Origin of the sequence: Erwinia sp. JUb26 (assembly GCF_003751505.1) — a bacterium.
GTDB lineage: Bacteria > Pseudomonadota > Gammaproteobacteria > Enterobacterales > Enterobacteriaceae > Erwinia.
Genome location: NZ_RJVB01000006.1, coordinates 93607 through 118044, shown reverse-complemented (window position 1 = coordinate 118044; position 24438 = coordinate 93607). Strand labels below are relative to the sequence as shown.

23 protein-coding genes and 1 other annotated feature are annotated in these 24438 nt (G+C 58.9%); of the genes, 11 read left to right on the top strand and 12 right to left on the bottom strand.

What is annotated here, in order from left to right:
* Nucleotide 1: 1 nt before the first annotated feature.
* The 6 genes from hisH to hisL form a co-directional block, all read right to left on the bottom strand.
* Nucleotides 2-592, bottom strand: coding sequence for an imidazole glycerol phosphate synthase subunit HisH (gene hisH / locus EC836_RS16125; RefSeq protein ID WP_123334912.1), 591 nt, complete (start codon nt 590-592; stop codon nt 2-4).
* Nucleotides 592-1659: a bifunctional histidinol-phosphatase/imidazoleglycerol-phosphate dehydratase HisB gene (gene hisB / locus EC836_RS16120; RefSeq protein WP_123334910.1), complete on the bottom strand. Its 1068-nt coding sequence runs from the start codon at nt 1657-1659 to the stop codon at nt 592-594. The genes hisH and hisB overlap by 1 nt, the downstream gene beginning before the upstream one ends.
* The gene (hisC, locus tag EC836_RS16115; RefSeq protein ID WP_123334907.1) at nt 1656-2750 is read right to left on the bottom strand and encodes a histidinol-phosphate transaminase; all 1095 of its coding nucleotides are present in this window, start codon (nt 2748-2750) and stop codon (nt 1656-1658) included. The genes hisB and hisC overlap by 4 nt, the downstream gene beginning before the upstream one ends.
* Nucleotides 2747-4054: a histidinol dehydrogenase gene (hisD, locus tag EC836_RS16110; RefSeq protein ID WP_123334905.1), complete on the bottom strand. Its 1308-nt coding sequence runs from the start codon at nt 4052-4054 to the stop codon at nt 2747-2749. Before hisD ends, hisC begins: the two co-directional genes overlap by 4 nt.
* Before the next feature lie 4 nt (nt 4055-4058).
* Nucleotides 4059-4958 carry an ATP phosphoribosyltransferase gene (hisG, locus tag EC836_RS16105; RefSeq protein ID WP_123334903.1) on the bottom strand — a complete coding sequence of 300 codons (900 nt, stop codon included), beginning with the start codon at nt 4956-4958 and terminating at the stop codon, nt 4059-4061.
* Between the two features lie 89 nt (nt 4959-5047).
* Nucleotides 5048-5171, bottom strand: a sequence feature (His leader region).
* Complete coding sequence (gene hisL, locus EC836_RS16100) at nt 5147-5194, bottom strand: his operon leader peptide (RefSeq protein WP_100396937.1); 48 nt, start codon at nt 5192-5194, stop codon at nt 5147-5149. (Overlaps the previous feature by 25 nt.)
* A gap of 177 nt (nt 5195-5371) precedes the next feature.
* Between hisL and EC836_RS16095 the strand changes: the two genes are divergently transcribed.
* The gene (locus EC836_RS16095) at nt 5372-6202 is read left to right on the top strand and encodes an SDR family oxidoreductase (protein WP_123334901.1); all 831 of its coding nucleotides are present in this window, start codon (nt 5372-5374) and stop codon (nt 6200-6202) included.
* 66 nt (nt 6203-6268) lie between these two features.
* Here EC836_RS16095 and EC836_RS16090 read toward each other — a convergent pair whose 3' ends face one another.
* The 4 genes from EC836_RS16090 to puuD are packed head-to-tail and all read right to left on the bottom strand — an operon-like array spanning nt 6269 to nt 9776.
* Nucleotides 6269-7096: a hypothetical protein gene (locus tag EC836_RS16090; protein ID WP_233599354.1), complete on the bottom strand. Its 828-nt coding sequence runs from the start codon at nt 7094-7096 to the stop codon at nt 6269-6271.
* Between the two features lie 49 nt (nt 7097-7145).
* The gene (locus tag EC836_RS16085) at nt 7146-8420 is read right to left on the bottom strand and encodes an FAD-binding oxidoreductase (RefSeq protein ID WP_123334899.1); all 1275 of its coding nucleotides are present in this window, start codon (nt 8418-8420) and stop codon (nt 7146-7148) included.
* 40 nt (nt 8421-8460) lie between these two features.
* Nucleotides 8461-9018: an HTH-type transcriptional regulator PuuR gene (puuR, locus tag EC836_RS16080; RefSeq protein WP_123334897.1), complete on the bottom strand. Its 558-nt coding sequence runs from the start codon at nt 9016-9018 to the stop codon at nt 8461-8463.
* Nucleotides 9015-9776, bottom strand: coding sequence for a gamma-glutamyl-gamma-aminobutyrate hydrolase (gene puuD, locus EC836_RS16075; protein WP_123334895.1), 762 nt, complete (start codon nt 9774-9776; stop codon nt 9015-9017). The genes puuR and puuD overlap by 4 nt, the downstream gene beginning before the upstream one ends.
* A gap of 226 nt (nt 9777-10002) precedes the next feature.
* Between puuD and EC836_RS16070 the strand changes: the two genes are divergently transcribed.
* Nucleotides 10003-11421 (top strand): glutamine synthetase family protein, encoded by a 1419-nt coding sequence (locus EC836_RS16070; RefSeq protein ID WP_199735220.1) that lies wholly within the window; start codon nt 10003-10005, stop codon nt 11419-11421.
* Between the two features lie 483 nt (nt 11422-11904).
* Complete coding sequence (locus EC836_RS16060) at nt 11905-13272, top strand: APC family permease (RefSeq protein ID WP_123334888.1); 1368 nt, start codon at nt 11905-11907, stop codon at nt 13270-13272.
* Between the two features lie 84 nt (nt 13273-13356).
* Here the strand turns inward: EC836_RS16060 and sbcB are convergent, their stop codons facing one another.
* Entirely contained in the window at nt 13357-14784 is a 1428-nt protein-coding gene (sbcB, locus tag EC836_RS16055) for an exodeoxyribonuclease I (RefSeq protein WP_123334886.1), read from the bottom strand.
* 250 nt (nt 14785-15034) lie between these two features.
* On the opposite strand from sbcB, the gene EC836_RS16050 reads away from it, so the two are divergent.
* From EC836_RS16050 to EC836_RS16025, 6 genes are all read left to right on the top strand, one after another.
* Entirely contained in the window at nt 15035-15880 is an 846-nt protein-coding gene (locus EC836_RS16050; RefSeq protein WP_123334884.1) for a D-alanyl-D-alanine carboxypeptidase family protein, read from the top strand.
* Nucleotides 15881-15990: 110 nt separating this feature from the next.
* Nucleotides 15991-17172, top strand: coding sequence for a serine-type D-Ala-D-Ala carboxypeptidase DacD (gene dacD / locus EC836_RS16045; RefSeq protein ID WP_123334881.1), 1182 nt, complete (start codon nt 15991-15993; stop codon nt 17170-17172).
* A gap of 159 nt (nt 17173-17331) precedes the next feature.
* On the top strand, nt 17332-18231 hold the full coding sequence (locus EC836_RS16040; protein WP_123334879.1) for a LysR family transcriptional regulator: 900 nt from the start codon (nt 17332-17334) through the stop codon (nt 18229-18231).
* Between the two features lie 99 nt (nt 18232-18330).
* On the top strand, nt 18331-18801 hold the full coding sequence (gene sbmC / locus EC836_RS16035) for a DNA gyrase inhibitor SbmC (RefSeq protein WP_123334877.1): 471 nt from the start codon (nt 18331-18333) through the stop codon (nt 18799-18801).
* Between the two features lie 225 nt (nt 18802-19026).
* A complete protein-coding gene (locus EC836_RS16030; RefSeq protein ID WP_123334875.1) occupies nt 19027-20085 on the top strand; it encodes an FUSC family protein in 1059 nt (352 codons plus the stop codon).
* A gap of 159 nt (nt 20086-20244) precedes the next feature.
* Entirely contained in the window at nt 20245-20559 is a 315-nt protein-coding gene (locus EC836_RS16025; RefSeq protein WP_123334873.1) for a DUF496 family protein, read from the top strand.
* A gap of 140 nt (nt 20560-20699) precedes the next feature.
* Here the strand turns inward: EC836_RS16025 and EC836_RS16020 are convergent, their stop codons facing one another.
* Entirely contained in the window at nt 20700-21782 is a 1083-nt protein-coding gene (locus tag EC836_RS16020; RefSeq protein WP_123334871.1) for a LacI family DNA-binding transcriptional regulator, read from the bottom strand.
* Nucleotides 21783-22009: 227 nt separating this feature from the next.
* Here EC836_RS16020 and EC836_RS16015 point away from each other — a divergent pair, with 227 nt between their 5' ends.
* Both EC836_RS16015 and EC836_RS16010 read left to right on the top strand, forming a co-directional pair.
* Entirely contained in the window at nt 22010-23440 is a 1431-nt protein-coding gene (locus EC836_RS16015; protein ID WP_123334869.1) for an EmmdR/YeeO family multidrug/toxin efflux MATE transporter, read from the top strand.
* Between the two features lie 165 nt (nt 23441-23605).
* Nucleotides 23606-24391, top strand: a complete 786-nt coding sequence (locus tag EC836_RS16010; RefSeq protein ID WP_370348079.1) for a siderophore-interacting protein — start codon at nt 23606-23608, stop codon at nt 24389-24391.
* Nucleotides 24392-24438: the final 47 nt, after the last annotated feature.

Sequence of the window (24438 nt, the reverse complement as noted above, 5' to 3'; positions counted from 1 at the left end):
GTTACATCTCCAGGAAATTTTTCAGCAGCTGCGCGCCAGCGGCACCGGAACGCTCGGGGTGGAACTGCACGCCGTAGAAGTTGTCTTTCTGCACCGCAGCGGTAAACGGGGAACCGTAGTTGCACTGGGCAATGGTGTACGGGTTCACCGGCATGGCGTAGCCGTGGACGAAATAGAAGTACGACCCGTCTTCAATGCCGCGGAACAGATGATTACCGGCCTGCGAGGTGATCTGATTCCAGCCCATGTGCGGCAGCGGCAGGCCAACATCCTGCATGCGCTCCACCGGGTGTTCGATCACATCCAGCGTCGGAATGCCGCCGCTTTCATCGCTGTGCGAGCCGAGCAGCTGCATGCCCAGGCAGATGCCCAGCACCGGCTGCGTACAGGCTTTGATCAGCTCAATCAGGTCGCGTTCGCGCAGCTGGTCCATCGCCGCCTGCGCGGTGCCGACGCCCGGCAGAAACAGCTTGTCGGCATTCAGCACGATATCGGCCTCACGGCTGACCTGCGGGTTGTATCCAAGGCGCTGTATCGCCCACTTTACCGAGGAGAGGTTGGCGCAGCCGGTATCCAGGATCACCACGTCCATTACAGTACTCCTTTCGAGCTTGGCAGCGTGTTGCCCTCAACGCGGATCGCCTGGCGCAGGGTGCGGCCGAAGACTTTAAACAGGCTTTCCACGCGATGATGATCGTTTTTGCCCTTGGTGCGCAGGTGAAGTGTCGCGGCCATGGTGTAGGAGAGCGAGCGGAAGAAGTGTTCCACCATCTCGGTGCTCAGATCGCCCACGCGCTGATAGCTGAACTCGGCTTTGTATTCCAGGTGCGGGCGGCCGGAGATATCCAGCGCGCAGCGCGCCAGGCATTCGTCCATCGGCAGCACGAAGCCGAAGCGACCAATGCCACGCTTGTCGCCCAGCGCCTTGAGCAGCGCTTCGCCCAGCGCCAGACCGGTATCTTCCACGGTGTGGTGATCGTCAATGTACAGATCGCCCTTCACGTCGATATTCATGCGGAAGCCGCCGTGGGTGGAGATCTGGTCCAGCATATGGTCGAAGAAGCCGACGCCGGTGTTGATTTTGCTGTCGCCTTCGCGGTCCAGCCACACTTCAACCTTGATCTGCGTCTCTTTGGTGCTGCGGTTGACCAGCGCGTAGCGATCGCGTTTAGTCAGCTGCTCTTCAATCTGCGACCAGCTCAGACCGTTTTTGCCGTACAGCAGGCCGGTGATCCCCATATTCTGCGCCAGCTGCACGTCGGTGGCGCGGTCGCCAATCACGTAGCTATTGGCGGTATCCAGCGCGCCTTCGGCCAGCCACTCGGTGACCATTTTGGTTTTTGGCTTGCGGCAGTCGCAGTTATCTTCCGGTTTGTGCGGGCAGATCAGGATATCGTCAAACGTCACGCCCTGAGAGGTGAGGATCTGCATCATCAGATTGTGCGGGCCGTCGAAGTCCGCCTGCGGGAAGCTGCTGGTGCCCAGTCCGTCCTGATTGGTGATCATCACCAGCCGGAATCCGGCTTTCTGCAACGACAGCAGGGCGGGAATGGCATCCGGCTCAAAGGCCAGTTTATCCATGCGGTCCACCTGAAAATCTTCCGGCGGCTCAGAAATAATGGTGCCATCGCGATCGATAAAAAGGACTTTCTGACTCATGCTTGCTCCTGAGATACGGTTGCGCCGGGTAAGGATTTCAGCGCGCTGATAACACGGTCACACTCTTCGCGGGTGCCGATGGAAATACGCAGGCATCCGGAGAGTCCCGGCTGCTTATTCTGGTCGCGCAGAATAATACCCTGATCCCACAGCGTCTTGAAGACCTGGCTGGAGGCGGTAATGCGCGCGAGAATATAGTTGGTTTCACTGTCAAAAACTTCTTCAACGCAGTCGCACTGGCGCAGATCGGCAATCAGCTTTTCACGGTTGGCGATCAGCTGGCCAACATGCTCACGCATCAGCGCAATCCCCTCGTCGCTCAGCGCCTGACCGGCGATATCCGCCACCGGGGTGGACAGCGGGTAAGGGGCGATCACTTTCAACAGCAGCGCGATCACCTCGGCATTCGCCAGGGTGAAGCCGCAGCGCAGGCCCGCCAGCGCAAAGGCCTTTGACAGCGTGCGCAGAATCACCAGATGCGGGTAATCCTTCAGCCAGCCGGCCAGCGACGCCTGCGGGCAGAATTCAATGTAGGCTTCATCGGCGACCAACAGCGCTTTACCGCGCGTCATCTCCAGCAGCTCACGGAAATCGTCCGGGTTGATGAGGTTGCCTGTCGGGTTGTTCGGGCTGCAAACGTAAACCAGCTTCACGCCGTCCAGCTGTTCGGCAATACCGGACAGGTTCAGCTGCCAGTCTTCACGCGCTTCAACGGTGCGGTACTCCACGCCGATGGTTTCCGCGCTGACGCTGTACATGCCGTAGGTCGGCGGACAGAACAGCACCGCATCCTGGCCCGGCTCGCAGAAGGCGCGCATCAGCAGCTCGATGCCTTCATCGGCCCCGCGGCTGACCAGCACCTGATCCGCATTCAGCCCGGCGTAGGCGGCATAGCGCTCAATCACCAGCTTGGGCTGGCACTCCGGGTAGCGGTTCAGCGTCTGCTGGCTGAGGTTAAACGGCACCGCCAGCGGATATTCATTGGCATTCAGCCAGACGTCGCCGTTGCCGCCCAGACGACGGGCGGACTGATACGGGGTCAGCGCGCGAACGTTTGCGCGGGCCAGCGCTTCGATGGAATTCGTGCTCATTGCTTCTCCTTGAGTGCGGCGACGCGCAGGGTGACGGCATTCTTGTGGGCGACCAACTGCTCGGCGGCGGCCAGAATTTCGATGGTCGCGGCCAGACCCATAAAGCCTTCCTGGGTCAGTTCCTGCACCGTCATCCGCTTCTGGAAGTCCGCCAGGCCCAGGCTGGAGTAGGTGGCGGTATAGCCGTAGGTCGGCAGCACGTGGTTGGTACCGGAGGCATAGTCACCCGCGGACTCCGGCGACCAGTCACCGAGAAACACTGAACCGGCGCTGGTGATGCTGTCCACCAGATCGCGCGCCCGGCGGGTCTGAATAATCAGGTGCTCGGGTCCGTAGCGGTTGCTGATCTCCACGCACTGCTGCAAATCGCGTACCACAATCAGGCGGCTGCTCTCCAGCGCTTTGGCGGCGATCGCCGCGCGCGGCAGTTCAGCCAGCTGACGTGCGACCGCCGCGGCCACCGCTTCCGCCATCGGCAGCGACGGGGTCAGTAGCACCACCTGAGAATCCGGGCCGTGCTCCGCCTGCGACAGCAGGTCAGAGGCGACGAAATCGGGCGTTGCGCCTTCATCGGCAATCACCAGCACTTCAGACGGACCGGCAGGCATATCGATCGCCGCACCGTCCAGACGCTGGCTGACCTGGCGCTTGGCTTCGGTAACGTACGCGTTGCCCGGGCCAAAGATCTTGTCTACTTTCGGCACGCTTTCGGTGCCGAACGCCAGTGCCGCAATCGCCTGCGCGCCGCCCACCTGGAACACTTCCTGCACGCCGCACAGTTTGGCGGCATAAAGGATTTCGTCGGCAATTGGCGGCGGCGAGCATAGCACCACGCGGCGGCAGCCGGCGATGCGGGCAGGGGTGGCCAGCATCAGAACGGTGGAGAACAGCGGCGCAGAGCCGCCGGGAATATACAGGCCCACCGAGGCCAGCGGGCGGGTCACCTGCTGGCAGCGCACGCCGGGCTGGGTTTCAATATCCACCGCGGGCAGTTTCTGCGCCACGTGGAAGGTATCAATATTGGCGACCGCAACGGCCATCGCCTGCTTGATTTCGGAACCGAGACGCGCGCAGGCGTCTTCGATTTGCTGCTCGCTGACGCGCAGCGCATCAACCTGCGTCTTGTCAAAGGTGGCACTGTAGTAGCGCAGCGCGTCGTCACCCTCGATTTTGACCTTCTCAAGAATACCGCGCACCGTGGTGCTGATACTGTCCGAGGCGGAAACCGCCGGGCGCGTTAACAGCGCCTGCTGCTGCTCTTCACTACAGTCCTGCCAGACAATGGGGGTCATCGTGGTCGCCATGGGATTACTCCATCATCTTCTCAATTGGCAGCACCAGAATGGAGCTCGCCCCGAGGGATTTCAGTTTTTCCATGGTTTCCCAGAACAGCGTTTCGCTGCTGACCATGTGCATCGCCACGCGGCTCTTATCGCCCGCCAGCGGCAGAACGGTAGGGCGCTCGGCACCCGGCAGCAGGGAGATAATGTCTTCCAGACGCTCGCTCGGCGCGTGCAGCATGATGTATTTTGACTCGCGAGCCTGAATTACGCCCTGAATACGGGTCATCAGCTTGTCGATCAGTTCCTGCTTGGCGGCAGGCATTTCACCGTCGCGCTGGATCAGGCAGGCTTTAGAGCGGTAAATCACCTCAACTTCACGCAGGCCGTTGGCTTCCAGCGTGGCGCCGGTGGACACCAGATCGCAGATCGCATCGGCCAGACCGGCACGCGGTGCCACTTCAACCGAACCGTTCAGCAGGCAGGATTTGAAGTTAATGTTCTGTTTATCGAGGTATTTTTTCAGCAGGTGCGGGTAGGAAGTGGCGATACGCGAGTTCTGTAAACAGGCCGGACCGGTATATTCGTCATCCACCGGCATCGCCAGCGACAGGCGGCAGCCGCCGAAATCCAGGCGACGCAGGGTGAAATAACGCGGATCTTCGCCCTGAGCGCGGCGGGTCAGCAGCTCTTCTTCCAGCACGTTCTCACCGATAATGCCGAGGTCAACCACGCCATCCATCACCAGGCCTGGAATATCGTCATCGCGTACGCGCAGGATATCAATCGGCATGTTCTCAGCGAAGGCGATCAGACGCTGCTGCTGCAGGTTAATTTTAATGCCGCAGCGGGCCAGCAGTTCGCGTGATTCGTCACTTAAACGGCCTGATTTCTGCATAGCTATGCGTAAACGGGTGTTATCTAACATCGGTGCTAATCCTCTTTTCCTGTCTGCTTTATATTAATCATGCCGTTGGTCAGTCTGTCATCTCAGCATTCGGGCCCTGTGTTCGGCCCAAAAAAAAGCCCCCGGAAGGTGATCTTCCGGGGGCCATTTCGCGACTCGAGCACCACTGGAAGATCCTAAACGTCTTCCAGCACACATCGCCTGAAAGACTAGTCAGGGTGATGGTGGTGATGATGGTTAAACTGAACGCGAGTCATAAAATTCTCTTGGATGAATGTCTATTCATATCGTGACAAATAACCTAACCAGGATAGGAAGATGACGCAACACTTTTTTGTTAATGTTGAAAGATTCTCTTATTCACGGGCGGTTGTCAGCGGCATTGGGCTGGCGTAGCCTGAGGCATACTGGTTGTAATAAACGGGAGCATGGACATGAAGAGAGTCGCGATTGTCGGGCTGGGCTGGCTGGGAATGCCGCTGGGGCTGTCGCTCACCGCCGCCGGAATGCAGGTCACCGGCAGCAAAACCACGCCGGACGGCGTTGAAGCCGCGCGCATGTGCGGCATTGAAAGCTACGTGCTGGAACTCAACCCGGAACTGGTCTGCGAGGCGGATGACCTGGCCGCGTTGCTGAGCGTCGATGCGCTGGTGATTACCCTGCCCGCCAGCCGCACGGCCTCCGGCGGCGAAAGCTATCTGCTGGCGGTACAGCAGCTGGTGGACAGCGCACTGGCCTTTAATATTCCGCATATTATCTTCACCAGCTCAACCTCCGTGTACGGCGATCGCCCGGGTATCACCAAAGAAAGCAGCGAACTGACGCCGGTCAGCGTGGCCGGACGCACGCTGCAGGAGCTGGAAAGCTGGCTGCATCAGCTTCCCGGCACCTCGGTGGATATTTTGCGGCTTGCCGGGCTGGTGGGGCCGAAGCGCCATCCGGGGCGATTCCTGGCCGGTAAAGAGGGGCTGAGCAACGGTGCGCAGGGGGTGAATCTGGTGCATCTTGAAGATGTGATCGAGGCGATCCGGCTGCTGCTCCAGCGCCCGAAAGGCGGGCACGTTTACAACCTGTGCGCTCCGGTTCATCCCTCACGCAAAGAGTTTTATCCTACCGTCGCACGCCAGCTAGGCCTGACGCCGCCGACCTTTATTGATGACGACGCCGTTAAGGACGGCGGTAAAATCATCGACGGCAGCAAAATCTGCCGCGAGCTGGGCTTTGAATATTGCTACCCGGACCCGGGCAACATGCCGCTGGCGTAACCCTTAACCGGTGGCGTTCGTCACGCTTCCAGCCTGAGCCCTGCACGAATGCAGGGCGTTCGCACGTCAGGCCGCGTTCTCCGGGGCATGACCGAAGAAGGCCGGGTCGATCCTCTGCTCTTTAAGCCAGGGATGGATGGCCAGATAGCGGTAAACCTCCGGCCCCGGCGTTATCGGCGGATACTGATAAATTTCATCCAGCCGCTCCAGCGTGGTGTGCAGCATCGGATTGCGGCAGTACAGGCTTATTTCCTCGCTGCCGTCCTTAATCTCCTTCTGCAGCTGCGCGATAATCCACAGCGTCGGTCGCCACCAGTCATAGGCGAAATCCACATGGCGGATCACCGTCGCCGCCGCCTGGCGGTGGGAAAGCATGGCGAAGAAGTTAAGCACGTTGTCCAGCTTCAGCCGCGCGTTGCGATCCAGCGCGATCACCTCATCCAGACCCATCTCGTTCAGTTCCGGCTTCAGCTCGGCATACGCCCCTGCGGCCGAGACAGGGAACGGCTTCCTGCCGATCGGGAACAGGCGGCTGCTGAGATATTCGGCATACGCTTTATCTCTCACCGCAATCAGCAGGGCGAGAAATGCCTCGTCTTTCACCTTCTGAAACTCATCGGTGGTGAAGGTGGTCAGCAGTTCAAAAATGGAGCGCTCAACCAGATCCTTCGCGGATCGTTCTGATTCGATGTACTGGAAGCGGAAGGTAATCACTACCCCGGTAAAGGCCAGCGCGGTAAACAGCACGTTGATGGCGTTGTAGATCGCGCCTGTGGGTTCGCCGAAGGCGGCGCTGGAAACATAGCGGGAGAGGGGGTACGCCGCCGCCCAGAACAGGATGATGCCAAAAACCACAATAACGAAGAAGCGGGTGTTGCTACTGGTTGAATTCATGACGGTTCCTCAGGTGACCGGCCCGCATTTTACTGCGAACCGGCCGGATTTAAACCCCCAGTCGGTCGCGCAGCGCATACCAGGCGGCTCCGATCGCGGTCAGCGGCACGCGCAGGGTGCGGCCGCCGGGGAAGGGCAGATGCGGCAGCTTCGCAAAGGCATCAAAGCGTTCGGCGTCGCCGCGCATCGCCTCGGCAATCAGTCTGCCGGAAAGATGGGTACTGGTCACCCCGTGCCCGCTGTCGCCCTGCATGTAGTAGACGCCGTTCTCCAGGCGGCCAAACTGCGGCATTCTGGACAGTGTCAGCAGGAAGTTGCCGCTCCACGCGTAATCAAACTTCACCCCGGCCAGCTGCGGGAAGGTTTTCAGCAGCTTGGGGCGGATCAGCGCATCGACATCGGACGGTTCGCGCGCACCGTAGACCACGCCACCGCCGTACAGCAGGCGGTTATCGGCAGTCAGGCGGAAATAGTCCAGCAGATAGTTACAGTCCTCAACGCAGAAATTATTCGGCAGCAGCGACCGCGCCACCTCGGCGGCAAGCGGCTCGGTGGCGACAATCTGCGAGCCGCAGGGCAGGCTTTTTTTCGCCAGACGGGGTTCCAGATGCGGGGCCAGATAGGCGTTCCCGGCAAAAATCACAAACTTCGCCTGAACCTGACCTTGTTCGGTACTGATGCGGTGCGGCGTACCGTACTGCACGGAGGTGACCGCCGAACGTTCATAGATCCGCCCGCCGTGACGGCGAATGGCCTCGGCCTCGCCCAGCGCCAGATTCAGCGGATGAATATGCCCGCCGCTGCGGTCCAGCAGCCCGCCAACGTAGCGATCGCTGCCCACCTCGCGGCGAATGGCCTCGCTATCCAGCAGCTCAAGCTGGTGATTGCCATAGCGCCGCCAGCGCTGAGACTGCGCGTCAAGATGCTGCATCTGTCGCGGGGTGAGGGCGGCAAAAACACCGCCGGGGCGATAATCACAGTTAATGGCGTAGCGGTCGATGCGATCGCGAATGATCTCCGCCCCTTCGAACATCATGCTGCCCAGCAGCCGCGCGGTCTCGCTGCCGTAGCGCTGTTCGATGACGTCAACGTCGCGGCTGTAGGAATTCACAACCTGCCCGCCGTTGCGGCCGCTGGCACCGAAGCCAACCTGCGCGGCCTCCAGCACCACCACATCGTAGCCCGCTTCGGTCAAAAACAGCGCCGAGGAAAGGCCGGTAAACCCGCCGCCGATGATGCACACGTCGCACTGAACACTCTCTTTCAGCTGTGGCCAGGCATCATGCGGGTTGGCGGTTGCTGCATAGTAGCTATTCACATGCATAGTTTTTCCCTTATACCCGGCTGCACCGGGTGATTCATGGCTAAAACGTTGCGGGCGTATGGGCGCTGATAATGCAGCAGCGCCGGGTAGAGGCATTGGTAAAACTGTGGGGGTTGCCGGTATCAATGACATAGCTTTGCCCGGCATGCAGGTGATAGCTCTGGCCGTTGATATTCAGCGTGATCTCGCCCTCCAGCAGCGTGCCGGTCTCCTCGCCCTGGTGACGAATTTTTTCACCGGTGGTGGACCCGGGCTCATAGGTTTCCAGCAGCATGGCCAGCGTTCTGCGTGCGTTACCGTTGTGGATCAGCTTCAGCGACACGCCCTGGCCGCCGATATCGATCAGCTCGTGCTCCTCGATCACTACTTTGGGCACGTCGTCCACCACCGGTTCGGAGAAGAACTCGGACAGCGACAGGCCATACACCTTCAGTAATTTTTGCAGCGTGCTCACCGCCGGGCTGACTTTATCCTGCTCAATGGTGCTGATCGCACTGTGGGTCAGGCCCGAAAGCTCCGCCACGCGGCGCTGTGACAACCCCATCTGCTGCCGGAGTTCGGATAACCGCCGCCCGGGAGCCAGGGTGATTTCGCTCATCGTTTTTCCTTCCTGAAACGCTGGCCGGCTGCGATCAGCCCGCCAAAAATCTGTCGTGAGGATTCCGACCCGGCGCTTTGCCATTCCGGGTGCCACTGAACCGCCAGAGCGAAAGGGTGCTGAGCATGGCTGACGGCTTCAATCAACCCGTCGGCGGAACGCGCTTCGGGGCGCATCTTTGCCCCCAGCGAGCGGATGCCCTGCTGATGCAGGGAATTCACCCGCAGCCTGCTGGCGTTATTCACCAGCGGTGAGAGCAGCCCGTCCGGCTCCAGCCAGACCTCATGAGCCGGGGAGTACTGCTCCTCCAGCGTCAGAGACGCATCCTCCCGATGATCCTGCATCCCGGCGACCAGATGCAGCTGGCGGTGCAAATCGCCGCCGGTGGCCACCACCAGCTCCTGCAGCCCCCGGCAGATCGCCAGCAGCGGCATCTGGTTTTCCAGCGCGTAGTTGACCAGCGCGAAGGCCAGCCGGTCGCGGCCGGGATCGGCATCCGGCTCTTCGCCGGACTGATGGTAATGATGGGGTTCGATATTACTCGGGCTGCCGGTCAGTAAAATGCCATCCAGCGCCGCCATAGCGTTTTCTAATAGATGAGGGGCAGACATCAGCCCGTGGGGCAGCGCCAGCGGAATACCGCCTGCCAGCAGCACGGCATCGAGATATTTATTGTGCACCATCTGCGTGGGATGTCCGCCTTTATCGATCTGGCACATCACCACGCCAATCAATGGTTTGTCAAAAATAATGCCCATTCTCACCCCGTTACACTGTTAAAAATATCAACCGGTGGAACCGCCCGTGGCGCAAAACTGTGCAATATAATGTCAATCTAGCAACGGGATGGGTAATATTCAAACGTGATGAGGCGAAAAATAAAGCAGTTAGTTACATTTGCACACTCTTTGTGTTGGCGCTATGTTAATAGTGTGGCTGTTATTTTGAGCAACGCTCAACAACGAAACGAACCTGGTGGGTGGCATCATGACCAATATTGTCGAAGTCGAAGATTTCACGCGGCACAGTGAAGAGAAACGAACCACCGCGTTCCAGAGTGAAGTGCAGACTTACCTGGAACGCCATCCTGAAACGCAGTACGTCGATATTCTCCTCAACGATTTAAATGGTGTTTTCCGCGGTAAACGCATTCCCATTGCCAGCCTGAAGAAACTGGAAAAAGGCTGTTACTTCCCGGCTTCCGTCTACGCCATGGATATCCTCGGCAACACCGTGGAAGAAGCAGGTCTGGGCCAGGTGCTGGGCGAACCGGACAATATCTGTGTTCCCGTTGAAGGCTCGCTTATTCCCTCCGCTTCCGATCCCGAACATCTGGCGCAGATCCTCCTGACCATGCGCAATCAAGATGGCACTCCCTTTGACGTTGAACCCCGCAATGTTCTCAACCAGCTGTGGCAGCAGCTGCGCAATCGAGGACTGTTCCCGGTGGTAGCGGTAGAGCTGGAGTTCTATCTGGTCGACAAGCAGCGCGATGCCGAGGGCTATATACAGCCGCCGTGCGCGCCGGGCAGCGACGAGCGCAATATGCAAAGCCAGGTGTACTCCGTTGATAACCTGGATCACTTTGCCGACGTGCTGAGTGAAATCGACGAGCTGGCGAAGCAGCAGGGCATTCCGGCTGACGGCGCGCTGGCTGAGGCCTCGCCCGGCCAGTTTGAGATCAACCTGCATCACACCCGCAACGTGCTGAGCGCCTGCGACCACGCCATTCAGCTGAAGCGCCTGATCCGTCAGGTGGCCGAACGTCACGGCATGAACGCTACCTTTATGGCCAAGCCGTACGAAGAGTACGCCGGCAGCGGCATGCACGTGCATATCAGCATGCTGGATGCCGCCGATCACAATGCCTTTATCTGCGATGACGGTAGCGATTCGCCGCTGCTGAAACGCGCGCTGGCCGGGATGATCGATCTGATGCCCGCCTCGATGGCGCTGCTGGCACCCAACGTCAATGCCTACCGTCGTTTCTTACCGGATGCCTTCGTTCCGCTCCAGGCCTCCTGGGGCCACAATAACCGCACCGTGGCGCTGCGTATTCCCTGCGGTGACAGCGACAACCATCGCGTGGAGTACCGCGTTGCCGGTGCCGACGCCAATCCCTACCTGGTGATGGCGGCGATTCTGGCGGGGATCCTGCACGGGATGGATAACCAGCTGCCGCTGCCGGTCGCCGTCAAAGGCAACGGCCACGAGGCGGAGGGCAATCCGCTGCCGATCCGCCAAAGCGATGCGCTGTATGAGTTTGAACAAAGCCATGCATTACAGAAACTACTGGGTACGCGCTTCGGTTTTGTCTGGCACAGCTGCAAGCATCATGAGCTGATGCACTTTGAGCGGCTGATCACCGCCACGGAAATTGACTGGATGCTGAAAAACGCCTGAGGGGGCGGCTGGCGGGGCGTTAAGGCGCGTAATCGGCCGCGAAAACGTGCTTTGTTCAATAGGATAATCCGTAAATTTGTAACTGAAAGTCTCAAAAGCTTGTCAGGGTGCCTTTGTTTGGTGCAAAATATGCGCCCTGCAATAAGAAAGATCATGTAACCGACGCTAACTCATCCTGGCGGCGGTTATTTTTTTTATGCAGGTTAACGAATTTCGTATTTTAAGAGGCCGGTCCAGAACCGGATAGATATAAGCTTTCAGCACACACAGTGACGTGTCTTATTGAGGAAACAAACATGGGGCAACATCTTCTTACTCCAGCATCTGCTGGCATTCGCCAACGCGACGACTACGGCGCGAAAGCAGGATCTCACTTTACTCCTGCCTGCAATACCCTCAATCCTCTTATGAAAGACTCTCGCAGTACGCGAAGTTTCCCTGTGGTTCAACCCAGAAAGGTTGACTCTATGGGGAGGCTGAATCATGTCGCTTAATACCGCTACTCCTGGCGCACAGCCTCGTGCCCACCTGAAGAAAACGCTGACGTTAATGCCTGTAGTGATGATGGGCCTGGCTTACATGCAGCCAATGACCCTCTTCGATACCTTTGGCATTGTTTCCGGCCTGACTGACGGTCACGTAGCAACCGCATACGCATTTGCGCTGATTGCTATTCTGTTTACCGCGCTGAGCTACGGCCAGCTGGTTCGTCGTTTCCCGTCTGCGGGTTCGGCGTATACCTATGCGCAGAAAGCGATCAGCCCGCACGTCGGCTTTATGGTCGGCTGGTCTTCACTGCTTGATTATCTGTTTATGCCGATGATCAACATTCTGTTGGCCAAAATTTACTGGGAAGCACTGGTTCCCGGCATTCCATCATGGATATTCGTGATCATGCTGGTGGGCTTTATGACCCTGTCTAACCTGAAAGGCATTAAAACCGTTGCCAACTTTAACAGCGTGATCGTGGTGCTGCAGGTGGCGGTGATGGTGGTCATTATGGGCATGGTGGTCTGGGGCGTGGCGCACGGCGAAGGTGCCGGTACGCTGGTCAGCAGCAAACCTTTCTGGTCTGAAAATGCCCACGTTGTGCCGATGATAACGGGAGCGACCATACTCTGCTTCTCGTTCCTCGGCTTCGACGGCATCAGCTCGCTGTCTGAAGAGACCAAAGACGCAGGCCGCGTGATCCCGAAAGCGATCTTCCTCACCGCATTAATCGGTGGCGTGATCTTCGTGGTCGTCTCTTACTTCCTGCAGCTGTACTTCCCGGATATCTCTCGCTTTAAAGATCCGGATGCCTCACAGCCGGAAATCATGCTGTACGTGGCGGGTAAAGCCTTCCAGTTCGGCATTCTGATTTTCTCCTGTGTGACCGTGCTGGCTTCAGGTATGGCGGCACACGCTGGCGTATCGCGCCTGATGTACGTGATGGGTCGTGACGGCGTGTTCCCGGAGCGCTTCTTCGGCTACATCCATCCGAAGTGGCGTACCCCGGCGCTGAACGTGCTGCTGGTTGGCGCCATCGCGCTCACCTCCATCACCTTCGACCTGGTGACGGCCACGGCGCTGATTAACTTCGGTGCGCTGGTGGCGTTTACCTTCGTTAACCTGTCGGTGATTTCGCAGTTCTGGATCCGTGAAAAGCGTAACAAAACGCTGAAAGACAACTTCACCTTCCTGATCCTGCCGATGCTGGGTGCCCTGACGGTGGGTGCGCTGTGGATTAACCTGGAAGAGAGCTCCATGGTTCTCGGCCTGGTGTGGGGCGCAATTGGGCTGCTGTATCTGGCCTTCGTGACCCGCAGCTTCCGCAACCCGGTGCCGCAGTGCAGTGAAGATCTGATGTAACGGTTTACCCGTTTTGCAGCAGGCCATAAAAAAGGGCGGTTCAGATGAACCGCCCTTTTTCGATCCCGCCGCCGGAGATGACCGTCAGGACACCAGCTCGCGGGCGTATTCAAACAGCGCCTTAAGCTGTGCCAGCTTCGCGGCATCGCCTTCGTACTGATTAAACAGTGCCTCCAGCTCCTGCACGTAATCCTGCACGCGCTGCGGATTCAGCATCTCGCGGCGGTGCTGCAGCCATCGTTGCTGCTCGGCATCGTCCAGCGTGCCGGGGAAATTGCGCGCGCGGAAGCGGAACAGCAGCTTCTCGATGCGGGCATCGGCAAAGGTCAGATCCAGCGCGGGCAGATTCTCCGCCGCCGTCTGGCGAATAATATTCATTGCCTGGCGATCCGCATCGCTAAAGAAGCCGTTATACAGCTGGGCATCGACGTCGTCCGACGGGGTAAACGGCTCCGCCTCCGCAAACAGCGTCACCACTTTTTCACGCACTTCCGGGTGCTTTCGCAGCAGGGCGAGGTTATTCAGGCAGCGCTGGCGATCGATATCCAGTCGCGCCGCATCTTCCGGGCGCAGCGTATTGGCCGGGGCCACCACCGGGCATTTATTGATATGCACCAGCTTAAGCGGCACAGGGGAGGCGTCGCCCAGCTCATCGCGGCGGGTATACAGCCGCTCACGCAGCTGCTCTGCATCCAGCGTCAGCAGTGGCGTCATATCGCCGGCCAGGTCGCAGGTAATCAGCGCGTTGCGGTTATCGGGATGCCAGGCCAGCGGGGCGATCCAGCTGGTATTGCCGCGCGCGGCGCCAAACATGCCGGAAATATGCACCAGCGGCTTCATCTGTGGGATATCCACCAGCGCGGTGATTTTTTGCTTGTTGCGGTGGGTGAACAGGAAATCGTACAGCCTCGGCTGCTTTTCTTTGACCAGCTTCGCCATGGCAATCGTGGCATAGACATCGGACATCGCATCGTGCGCGTTGGCATGCTCAACGCCATTGGCTTTGGTCAGATGCTCCAGGCGGAAGCTGGGAAAGCCGTCGTCGTTTTCCGGCCAGACAATGCCGTCCGGGCGCAGGGCGTAGCAGGCGCGCATCACATCCAGTAAATCCCAGCGGCTGTTGCCGTTCTGCCAGCTCCAGGCGTACGGGTCATAAAAGTTGCGGTAGAACAGATTGCGGCTGACCTCATCGTCAAAACGCACGTTGTTATAACCAACGATGCAGGTACCGGGTTCGCTGAACAGCTGGTGGATACGGCGGGTGAATTCCGCTTCGCTCACGCCGCGCGCGCGCGCAATCTGCGGCGTGATGCCGGTGATCATCACCGCTTCCGGCTGCGGCAGATAGTCATCGGCGGGCTGGCAGTAAAACACTTCCGGTTCGCCGATAATATTGAAATCCATGTCGGTACGAATGCCCGCGAACTGCGCCGGGCGGTCCAGCGAAGGACTTTTACCGAAGGTTTCGTAATCGTGGAAGAGGAAGGTAGGCTGTGCGCGATCGTTTTTCAAAGTTTATATCCGTTCACTTTTGTTCAAATAGCCCTGAGCGATGCAGAACGACGTTTCAGGTATGGTAAACCATTATCCCCTCGCTCTGAAGTGACGAATGTGCCGCGCTAAATCCAGCCTGCCCGCAGGGCAAACAATGTGGCCACGCATTTCTGGACTGTGACGCGCTATAGTGTGTTGCCCACTCTCGCCTGACGGCCGGTTACGGGTTACAATTAAACCGGGTTACTGTCTGAAATCGGGGAATAAATTGCCTGTAAATCTGTTAGCCATTCCGCCCGTTGCGTTAAGCAGCTCGAAAGCCGCTGGCATCCTGCTGATCAATGAAGGGCCCGGCCCGGTGCGGTCGAAAGCCCTGTACACCCAGGGCGACCGCGATCTGCAACAGATGGCGTCGATGACTAAAATATTGACCGCGATGGTGCTGGCCGATCTCAAACCCGATCTCAACACGCTGCTGACCCGTACCGATGCCGATTCAGCCCTGGGATCCGGCGCGAATCTCAACGTCAGTGAATCGATCTCGGTCAATGACGCCTTCTACAATCTGATGCTGCCGTCCTCCAACGTCACCGCCAATATGATTGCCCGCATCTGGGGCGGTAAGCTGCTGAACGCGGAAGGGGTGACTGACTACACCGACCGGCAGGCGCTGGTGCGCTGGGTGCGGCAGATGAATGCGAAATCACGCGCCATCGGCATGGGTTCGGCGCTGTTCACCACGCCATCCGGGCTGGGGAACAATCATGCCAGCGTGATCGGTGCCCTGAAGATGGTGGCCCGCGCGACCCGCTATCCGATGATTATGCGCAGCTGGAAAACGCAAAACTACCGGCTGAAGGTGTTTGGCGATACGCCGCGTATCGAAACGATTTCAAATACCAACAATCTGCTGTTCTCCGATCTGGAAGTCATCGGCGGTAAAACCGGTACGCTGACGCCCATCTACAATCTGGCCTGCGTGGTATCAATGCCGCACAATCAGCTGCTGCTGGTGGTGACGCTGGGTGCCGAGCGGGCAGAGGATCGCTTTACCGACTGCAAGGCGCTGATTGACGCGGTAAAAATGCAGTATCAGACGCCCAAAGCCAGCTGATGCGGTAATGCGCTGATAATTCATATTTTCTTGCAATTTAATTACACTTTGCCACGCGATATCTCGTACAACATGCGCAGTTTTTTGTTGGTTAATTCGAGGATGTAGCGGTGAAGAAGCGTCAGCTTGGAAGTGTATGCCTGGTTTTATTACTGAGTACGGTCGCCCGTGCTGAAGATCTCCCCGCTGAGAACGCGCTGACGTTCCCGCTGACCCCCCCGGCGATTGATGCCGCCTCCTGGGTGCTGATGGATGCCACCACCGGGCAGATCCTGACGGCGGGTAATCCTGATGAACGCCGCAACCCGGCCAGCCTGACCAAGCTGATGACCGGCTACGTGGTGGACCGCGCCATCGATAAAAAGCGCATCAGCCGCGATGATATTGTTACCGTTGGTAAAGATGCCTGGGCTGCCGGTAACCCGGTGTTTAAAGGCTCCTCGCTGATGTTCATCAAGCCCGGCGATAAAGTCACCGTCCGCGATCTCAGCCGGGGAGTGATTATCGACTCCGGCAACGATGCCTGCGTGGCGCTGGCCGACTACGTGGCGGGCAGCCAGTCCAGCTTTGTCGATATGATGAATCAGTACGTCAGCAAACTGGGTATGACTAATAGCCATTTCGAAACGGTACACGGGCTCGATGCGCCGGGGCAGTACACCACCGCCCGCGATCTGGCGATCCTCTCCCGCGCAATCATCAGCGGCGAGCCAGACTTCTATCAGATGTACAGTGAGAAATCGCTGACCTGGAACGGCATCACCCAGCAGAATCGCAACGGGCTGCTGTGGGATAAAACCCTGCATGTGGACGGCCTGAAAACCGGCCATACCGACAGCGCCGGGTTTAACCTGATCGCCTCCAGCGTGGATGGGCAGCGCCGTCTGATCGCCGTGGTGATGGGTGGAAAAAGCCCGAAAGGGCGGGAAGAACAGGCCCGCAAGCTGCTGACCTGGGGCCAGAGCAACTTTGATACGGTGCAGTTGTTCCACGCCGGAAAAGAGATCGGCCACGAGAAAGTGTGGTACGGCAACCCGCACAGCGTGCCGCTCGGCAGCGAGAAAGACATTTACCTCTCCCTACCGCGCGACGAGGTGCAGAAAATCAAAGCGCGCTACGTGGTTGAAAACAAAAATCTGGAAGCGCCGCTGAAGCTGCACGAACAGGTGGGTACCATCCAGCTGGTGGAAGGCGATAAGCTGCTGACCAGCTATCCGCTGGTGACGCTGCAGCCGGTCGAGCAGGCGGGTATTTTCACCCGCATAGAAGACTACATCCAGCGCAAGCTGTAAGCCTGGAGGGCGGCGGGGCAGAATGCTCTCGCCGCCGCAGCGCATCCCACCCTCTGCCGAGTTATATTCTGCCAGGCTTTATCCTTAGCGCATGACTGTATTTATCAACGTCCTGTGCAAGAATGGAAATGAATTGTTTCCTTAAAATTAAGAATAGCAATGTTAAAAGATCTGCGTGATGTGGCATTGTTCAATGCGATTGCCAGTGGCGGAACCCTGTCTGCTGCCGGGCGCCAGCTGGGCATATCGCTGGCGGTGGTCAGCAAGCGTCTGACGCAAATGGAGCAGCAGCTTGGCGTGCGGCTTTTTCACCGCACTACGCGGCACGTCTCGCTGACCGATGAAGGGCTGGTATTTGCAGAGCATGCGGTACGATTGCAGCAGGAGCTGGAGGCCATCGACAGCGCGCTGGCAAACCGGCTGGGCCGGGCAAGCGGCACGCTGCGCATCACCGCCTCACACAGTATGGGGCAGCGCTGGCTGGCACCGATCCTCAACGAGTTTATGACCGAACATCCCGGCGTTAAGCTACAGCTGCATCTCAGCGATCGGGTTATCGACCTTGCCGCCAGCGGCTATGACCTGGCGATTCGCTACGGCGCGCTGGCGGATTCGCGGCTGGTGGCGCGCGAGCTGGTCGGCAACCGGCGCGTGCTCTGTGCTTCGCCCGGCTATGCGGCAAAGCACGGCCTGCCGCAAACGCTGGAAGAGCTGAGCGCCCACTGCTGCATCGTCACCGGAGATGCGCCGATGACCGAATGGCGTTTTGGCAGCGATGACGATCCGCGCAGCGTGCCGATCAACTCACGGCTGCAGGTGAATACCGGAGAAGCGGCGCACGCGCTGGCGCTGAACCATGCGGGGATCGCCATGAAATCCATCTGGGACGTTGCCGGAGACCTGCGCGACGGGCGTCTGCTGACCGTTCTCGGCGACTATCCGTTACCGGCGGCACCGCTGCATGCCATCTGGCTGAGCGGCCTGCATCAGCCCCCCCGGGTGAGGCTGTTTGTTGAAAAACTGCGGCTGCAACTGGCGCAGCACTGGAAAAATTTTTAACCCGTGACAGGTAACGTCGCGGGCATATGCCGTCGCTGAGGTCATCGCCTCGGCAGTGGCGGATAGCGTTACACCACAACACGAAAAGGAATGACTGTGATGAGAGTGGAAATTCAGCAATTACCGGCCGGTCAGCTGGCGGGATACCGCCTGGAAGGGCCGTGGGAAAAAACCGTTCCGCAGGGATTTTCCCGGCTGAGTGAGTGGGTCAGCCGCAACCCGCTGAAGGGCGAATGGCTGGCGGTGTACTACGGCGACCCGCAGCAGATACCCGCCGATCGGCTGGTGGTGGATACCGGCATCAGCGTGCCATCCGACTTTATCCTGCCGCTGGACAGCGAGGACGTACAGCTTCGGCCGATCCCCGCCGCGTGCTATGCCGTTGCGCAGGTCCAGGTCAGCGACGGGGATTTTGCCCGACCGTGGCGTGAGTTTTTTGATGGCTGGCTACCCGGCAGCGGCTATCAGCGCGCGGAGGGGCCGTGTTTCGAACGCTACCTCAACGACGGCTCGCAAACCGGCGTGTGGGATCTTCTGATCTGCGTTGCGGTTGAAAAATTCCAGGAGTGATTGCCCCTGATGATGTGAACACATTATTGAAAATGTGTTACTGAATCGCGCCAAAAAAACGTAATACGTTAAGGGTTTGATAACGTGCGGTAATCACAGGGTATTATGCTGATTACCGTACGGAAATTATGTCAAAAAGTCGCTGAAAACATCCCGCCTCGGCTGTCCATCCTCTGTGCTTCAGGTATCATGAGCCGCTATTTCTGATCCTGTTCGGAGCCTGTTTTGCGACCCGATACGCCGCTCTCGGCCCTGCATTTTAGCGTTTACCGCAACTATCGCATCGTTCACGGCGTGCGCATCGCCGTGGCCTTTGTGTTGACCTTCCTGCTGGTTCGCCTGCTGGATATTCCCGAAGGCAGCTGGCCGCTGATCACCCTTGTGGTGGTGATGGGGCCGATCTCATCGTGGGGCAACGTCTTTCCCCGTGCGGTTCAGCGCATCGGTGGCACCATCTTCGGGTCGATATCCGGGCTGATTGCTTTAAAGCTGGAGCTGTTTAACCTGCCGATCATGCTGGTGTGGTGCGCCGTGGTGATGTTTATCTGCGGCTTCCTCACCCTGGGGAAACATCCGTATATGGCGCTGCTGATCGGCATCACTCTGGCGGTGATCTGCGGCGGCACGCCGGGGGATATCCACTCTGCGCTGTGGCGCGGAGGCGATGTGATCCTCGGTTCCCTGCTGGCGCTGCTGTTCACCAGCATCTGGCCGCAGAAAGCCTATACCCACTGGCGCATTCAGCTGTCGGACTCGCTGCTGGAAACGGCAAAAATCTACCACGCCGGTTTTTCGCCAAACCTGGTCGAGCAGCCGCGCCTGACCCGCCCGCTGCAGCGGCTGCTGGGCAAGGTGGTGAAGATGCGATCGCTGATCGAGCCAGCCAGTAAGGAAACGCGCACCCCGCGATCGGTGTTTGAGGCCATCCAGACGCTCAACCGCAATATCGTCTGCACCCTGGAACTGCAGCTGAATGCCTGGTGGGCATCACGGCAGAGCCATCTTATCCTGCTCAATGCGCCAACCCTGCGGCGCACGCAGCAGATGACGGAAGACATGCTGCGCACGCTGTCGAAAGCCATCGTGGATGGCAACACCGAGCAGATGGCGGCCAACAGTGAAGAACTGGCCTCAATCAGCCGTGAACTGCGCCAGCTGATCGCCGAGGCGGGCGGTGATGAACAGGTTGAAACGGCGATCCACGGCTACGTCTGGCTGAGCCTGGAAATGGCCCGCCAGCTGGAGCGACTGTCCGAGCTGTTACGCCTCGCGCTGCGAAAATAAAACGATTCAGCAACTACTTACTGCGGGATGGTCAGCGCCAGGGTAAGATAGCGGCATTCGGTTGAGCAGATTTAACATTGCCATCGGCCGCGGTGTGCCGCTAAGCTGATAGCCACGACAGTGATGCCTGTGCAACAGGCCCAAAAGAAAGGTGTCTTCATGGAAAATGCAAAGCAATCATTTCAGGACGTACTGGAGTTCGTGCGTATGTTTCGTCGCAAAAACAAACTGCAGCGTGAAATCGTCGACAATGAAAAGAAAATCCGCGACAACCAGAAACGCGTGCTGCTGCTTGATAACCTGTCCGAGTACATCAAGCCGGGCATGAGCGTGGAAGCGATCCAGGAAATCATTGGCAGCATGCGCAGCGATTATGAAGACCGCGTTGATGACTACATCATCAAAAATGCCGACCTGTCGAAAGAACGTCGTGACCTGTCGAAAAAACTGAAAGCGATGGGCGAGCCGAAGTAATCTTCGAATCTCACAGCGTCGCGGACGTGTCGCGGCGTTGGTCACCCGAACGTCCAGAAGCCACTATGCAGATAGTGGCTTTTTTTTGCCCAAATCACCGTGTTTTGAGGTGTTAATCTTACTGCGTCTGAGTCAATGCTCTACTGCTCTGGATCCTGCGCCAGCACCCGCGCCAGGCGCTGAAGCTCTGCGGCGACCCGAGCACTGCCCGGTTTACCGTTGAACACCGGGGCAGTGCTGTCCCTCACCACCAGTTCGGTGGCAAACATTTCCGCCGTCGCCTGTTCTGCGGGCTGTTCCACGCGCCGGATCAGCCAGTCCACGCTGCGTTCCCCCAGCAGACGCATATCCTGGCGTACGGTGGTCAGCGGTGGCTGATACCACGCGCTGTCGGCGGTATCATCGTAGCCCACCACCGAAATCTCCGTCGGCACCACGATGCCGCGCTGGTGCAGCGCCTGCATCGCACCCAGCGCCATCTGATCGTTGGCCACCAGCAGCGCCGAAGGTAACTCGCGATCGGCCAGCTGCATCACCGCCCGATAGCCCGAACTGGCGCTCCAGTCCCCGAACAGCTCGGCCTGCGCGACAAGCTGATGCTGCTCAAGCACCTGACGCCAGGCGTCTGACCGCGCGCGCGCGGCCACCGACGACGACGGCCCGTTGAGCAGCACAACGCGGCGATGGCCCAGCGCCAGAAGATGCTCCGCGCCCTGACGGGCACCGGTTTGCGCACTGAAGCCGCAGCTTGCCACCGGCGCATCCTCCGCCACGTCAAGAAACAGGCAGGGCAGGGATCCGGCCATTGCCTCAATCTGCTGCGCCGCGGCGGTTTCCAGCGGCAGATTGACCAGCAATGCATCCACCCGCTGCGCCAGCAGATCGCTGACCGCCGCCTGGGCAGCGCCCGCATCCGCACCCGCCATCGCCATCACCAGATGCCATCCCAGCTGGCTGGCGCGCTGCTGCATCGCCGAAGCGATCTGCGCCGGGGCCAGCAGGGCCAGATCGCTGGTGGCCAGCCCCAGTGTACGGGTGTTTTTTCCGGCCAGCTGCTGGGCAACGCGATTCGGCACGTAGTTGAGCGAAAGCATGGCCGCTTCAACCCGGCTGCGGGTCGATTCGGCTACCCGGCTGGAATGATTCAGCACCCGGGAAACGGTCTGATAGGAAACACCGGCGGCACGCGCCACGTCATCCAGCGTCACGGAACGGGATTTCATCAATAGCTCCTTAAATGATGGCGCAGTGTAACAGTAACACCGTGGCTCTGTGACCACCGGTTTAATAAATTCTGCGGCCGCGCCATGTCATCCGCGCCAGAAGAACACGTGACGGCGCGGGCCTGCATCACACCGGCAAAGTACCTTGAAACATAAAAAGACTTTGCATAACGCCCGCGCTTTAACCATCATTATTCAGTCCCTACTCTCCCTGATAAAAAGCTGGAATGACCTTGCAAAACCTCAGAGTTTCTCTGCAGCAGGCTATTCAACGTACCGCGTGGTATCCCAAAAGACGCTCCTGGCGAGTGTTGTTCTGGCGTGAAGTCACGCCGCTGGCCGTACCGATATTTTTTGAGAACCTCTGCGTTCTGCTGATGGGGGTGCTCAGCACCTTCCTGGTCAGCTGGCTGGGGAGCGAAGCGATGGCCGGCGTCGGCCTCGCGGACAGCTTTAACCTCGTCGTCATCTCCTTTTTCGCCGCCATCGACCTCGGCACTACGGTGGTGGTGGCCTTCAGCCTGGGCAAACTGAATCGCGAAAGGGCCGTGGCGGCCGCCCGCCAGTCGCTGATTATCATGACGCTGTTTGCCGTGCTGCTGGCGATTGCGATTGAGTTTATCGGGCCGCAGATTATCGACCTGATTGCCGGAAAAGCGGAGCCGGAAGTCAAAGCGCTGGCGCTTTCCTATCTGCAAACCACCGCGTGGAGCTATCCGGCGGCGGCCATTGCGCTGATCGGCTGCGGCGCGCTGCGTGGCGCGGGCAACACCAAAATCCCGATGCTGATTAACGGCGGGATGAACATCCTGAATATTGCCATCAGCAGCGTGCTGATTTACGGCTGCTTTTCGTGGCACGGGCTGGGATTCGTTGGGGCCGGGCTGGGGCTGACGATTTCCCGCTACATCGGTGCGGCGGCGGTGATCTACGTGCTGGTGATCGGCTTCGTTCCGGCGCTGAAAATATCGCTAAAAAGTTACTTCACCCGGCTGAACGTTAATATCCTGCGCGAGGTGTTGGGCATCGGGGTTCCCGCCAGCATCGAGTCGGTGTTGTTCAACGGTGGCAAGCTGCTGACGCAGATCTTCGTTGCCGGAATGGGTACCGATGTGATTGCCGGTAACTTTATCGCCTTCTCTATCGTGTCGCTGATTAACCTGCCGGGGAATGCCCTGGGCTCCGCCTCCACCATTATCGTCGGCACGCGACTCGGGCGCGGGCAGCTTGGCCAGCCGGAGCGGCTGCTGCGCTATATCTTCTGGCTGTCGAACATCGGTCTGTGCGCGCTGGCCCTGCTGACCGTGCCGTTTGCCGGCGTGCTGGCGGCGTTTTACACCCAGGATCCGCAGGTGGTTCACGTGGTAAAAATGCTGGTGTGGCTGAACGCGGCCTTTATGCCGTTCTGGGCTGCGTCCTGGGTGCTGCCCGCCGGGCTGAAGGGCGCGCGCGATGCACGTTACACCATGTGGGTGTCGCTGCTCAGCATGTGGGGGGGCCGCATCGTGGCGGGCTATCTGCTCGGTATTGTCCTCGGCATGGGCGTGGCGGGGATCTGGCTGGGCATGGCGCTGGACTGGATCATTCGCGGTGCCTGTTTCCGCCGTCGCTTCAATAGCGGCCGCTGGCTGTGGAAGTATCGCCCGGTCGCCAAGTAAGTTGCCGACGCCGCTCAGCGGCGTCGTTATCAGCAGCAAACGCACAGATTGTTACTTTTTTCCTACTCTCTTAGCGGATTGCTGCTTGCGGTGAAGATATATCATGGATATATTTTTATGCGTTAATACGAATCATTACCAGTTCAGCCATCGCCCAGGAGAATTATCTTGTCCGAAAATAAAAGCCGCGCGCCGAAGCGCGTTCGTAACGAACTGCGCTTCCGTCAGATTACGGTGGCCGCAAAGACCCTCGTCGCCGAAAACTTCTGGCGTATCGACTTTATCGGTGACGATCTGGCCGGGTTCATCTCCCCGGGCTTTGATGACCACATCAAAGTGTTCTTCCCTGATGCCGCCACCGGCGAACTGCAACTGCCGGAAGTCACCTCCGACGGCGTGGTGTGGAAAGAAGGCACCCGTCCCGTTTCCCGCGACTACACGCCGCTGTGGTTTGACGGGGTGAAAAACACCCTGACCCTGGATTTTTATATCCACGACGGCGGCGTTGCCAGCAGCTGGGCGGCGCAGGCGCAGGTTGGCGATCCGCTGGCGATTGGCGGCCCGCGCGGCTCAATGATCGTGCCGGAAGATTATGCCTTCCAGCTTTACGTCTGCGACGAAAGCGGCCTGCCGGCGTTTAAGCGCCGCAAAGAAACCGTGCAGGGCGGGGTACGTAAACTGTTCGCCTTTGCTGATGAAGCCAGCGGCAGCCTCTATCTGGACGGCCTGAACGGTATTGATGTCAGCTGGCTGGGTAGCGGCAGGATGCACGGCGAACGTCTGCAGACGCTGATTAGCGAACTCGACAGCATCCAGCTGCCGCACGATGATTACTTTATCTGGCTGACCGGAGAAGGTGACGCGGTGAAGCAGCTTAACGACTACTTTGTTATCCAGCGCGGCTGCGACGACAACTTTGTCCGTGCAGTGGCCTACTGGCACCAGAAGTAACCCTGCGGACCGCCGCGCCGGTTGTGTTTCACCGGGTGGCGGTCTAC

Excerpts from the sequence above, each read along its gene's own strand:
- hisH (WP_123334912.1), bottom strand. The coding sequence starts at position 592 with ATGGACGTGGTGATCCTGGATACCGGCTGCGCCAACCTCTCCTCGGTA.
- hisB (WP_123334910.1), bottom strand. The coding sequence starts at position 1,659 with ATGAGTCAGAAAGTCCTTTTTATCGATCGCGATGGCACCATTATTTCT.
- hisC (WP_123334907.1), bottom strand. The coding sequence starts at position 2,750 with ATGAGCACGAATTCCATCGAAGCGCTGGCCCGCGCAAACGTTCGCGCG.
- hisD (WP_123334905.1), bottom strand. The coding sequence starts at position 4,054 with ATGGCGACCACGATGACCCCCATTGTCTGGCAGGACTGTAGTGAAGAG.
- hisG (WP_123334903.1), bottom strand. The coding sequence starts at position 4,958 with ATGTTAGATAACACCCGTTTACGCATAGCTATGCAGAAATCAGGCCGT.
- EC836_RS16095 (WP_123334901.1), top strand. The coding sequence starts at position 5,372 with ATGAAGAGAGTCGCGATTGTCGGGCTGGGCTGGCTGGGAATGCCGCTG.
- EC836_RS16090 (WP_233599354.1), bottom strand. The coding sequence starts at position 7,096 with ATGAATTCAACCAGTAGCAACACCCGCTTCTTCGTTATTGTGGTTTTT.
- EC836_RS16085 (WP_123334899.1), bottom strand. The coding sequence starts at position 8,420 with ATGCATGTGAATAGCTACTATGCAGCAACCGCCAACCCGCATGATGCC.
- puuR (WP_123334897.1), bottom strand. The coding sequence starts at position 9,018 with ATGAGCGAAATCACCCTGGCTCCCGGGCGGCGGTTATCCGAACTCCGG.
- puuD (WP_123334895.1), bottom strand. The coding sequence starts at position 9,776 with ATGGGCATTATTTTTGACAAACCATTGATTGGCGTGGTGATGTGCCAG.
- EC836_RS16060 (WP_123334888.1), top strand. The coding sequence starts at position 11,905 with ATGTCGCTTAATACCGCTACTCCTGGCGCACAGCCTCGTGCCCACCTG.
- EC836_RS16040 (WP_123334879.1), top strand. The coding sequence starts at position 17,332 with ATGTTAAAAGATCTGCGTGATGTGGCATTGTTCAATGCGATTGCCAGT.
- sbmC (WP_123334877.1), top strand. The coding sequence starts at position 18,331 with ATGAGAGTGGAAATTCAGCAATTACCGGCCGGTCAGCTGGCGGGATAC.
- EC836_RS16025 (WP_123334873.1), top strand. The coding sequence starts at position 20,245 with ATGGAAAATGCAAAGCAATCATTTCAGGACGTACTGGAGTTCGTGCGT.
- EC836_RS16020 (WP_123334871.1), bottom strand. The coding sequence starts at position 21,782 with ATGAAATCCCGTTCCGTGACGCTGGATGACGTGGCGCGTGCCGCCGGT.
- EC836_RS16015 (WP_123334869.1), top strand. The coding sequence starts at position 22,010 with ATGACCTTGCAAAACCTCAGAGTTTCTCTGCAGCAGGCTATTCAACGT.